Below are 1,137 nucleotides of genomic sequence, written 5' to 3'. Positions count from 1 at the left end.
GGCAAGCCGGAGCATTGCAACTGTTGCTAATGTCATAGGTATTTTGAAGGCTGGAGCAGCTTATGTACCGGTGGATCCAGACTATCCAGAAGAACGTCGCCACTACATCCACGATCACAGTCAATGTAAGCTGACTGTAGGACCGGAGTTGTATGATACGGCTGACGTATCAGGATATTCTGACGAAGCACTTCCACTGAATTATCATCCGGACGATGTGGCGTACGTAATCTATACATCCGGCAGCACAGGCCGCCCCAAGGGCGTAATCACCACACACGGAGCAGCAGCCAATACAATTCAGGATATAAATCATAAATTCGGCGTCCATGAGCACGACCGGATGATAGGTTTATCCTCCATGTGTTTCGATCTGTCTGTATATGATCTGTTTGGTGCCTTGGCAGCCGGAGCGGCCTTGGTATTGATTGATGATCAGCGGGATGTGGAAGATGTAATCTACACGATAGAGCATCAAGGCATCACCGTATGGAATTCCGTACCGGCAATTATGGAAATGGTGCTCGCCAGTGCCACGGATGACTTTTACAATGATGGAATTCGAACAGTGTTGCTTAGCGGGGACTGGATACCATTACAGCTGCCTGAGAAAATCAAACGACATTGCCCACATGCAGAAGTGATTAGCCTGGGAGGAGCGACAGAAGCCTCGATTTGGTCCATCTATTATCCAATCAGGGAATGGGATGGTCAGACCACCTCGATACCTTATGGCAGACCGCTGGCGAACCAGCAGATGTATGTGCTGAATTATGAACTGAAGCCTTGCCCGGCGAATGTACAAGGGGAACTGTATATTGGCGGGATGGGGCTTGCGGCAGGTTATCTGAATGATGAACAGAAAACCCGTGAATCGTTTGTGGAACATCCAGAGCTGGGTCGATTGTACCGAACGGGAGATTATGGCATATGGCGTCCGGCAGGTTATATCGAATTTCAGGGACGGAAGGATCAGCAGGTCAAGATCCGAGGGTACCGGGTAGAGCTGGGGGAAATTGAAGGACGTCTGCTGGCACATGAATTCATCCAAAGTGCAGTGGTAATGGAACAAAGGGATCATCGCAATCACGTATTTCTATGTGCGTACTATGTTCCAGATGAGGAGGAAGTGACCCC

Annotated in this window: 1 protein-coding gene; it reads left to right on the top strand. The window is 49.3% G+C overall.

Annotated elements, in window-relative coordinates; genetic code table 11:
* Positions 1-1,137, top strand: a 1,137-nt coding sequence (locus tag C1T21_RS25545) for an amino acid adenylation domain-containing protein (protein WP_146032522.1), incomplete at both ends; no start/stop codon positions are given.

Source organism: Paenibacillus sp. F4 (genome assembly GCF_002894905.1).
GTDB classification, from domain to species: domain Bacteria; phylum Bacillota; class Bacilli; order Paenibacillales; family Paenibacillaceae; genus Paenibacillus; species Paenibacillus polymyxa_B.
The sequence above is the reverse complement of the archived record's forward strand: the minus strand, read 5'-3'. Positions and strand labels throughout refer to the sequence as shown.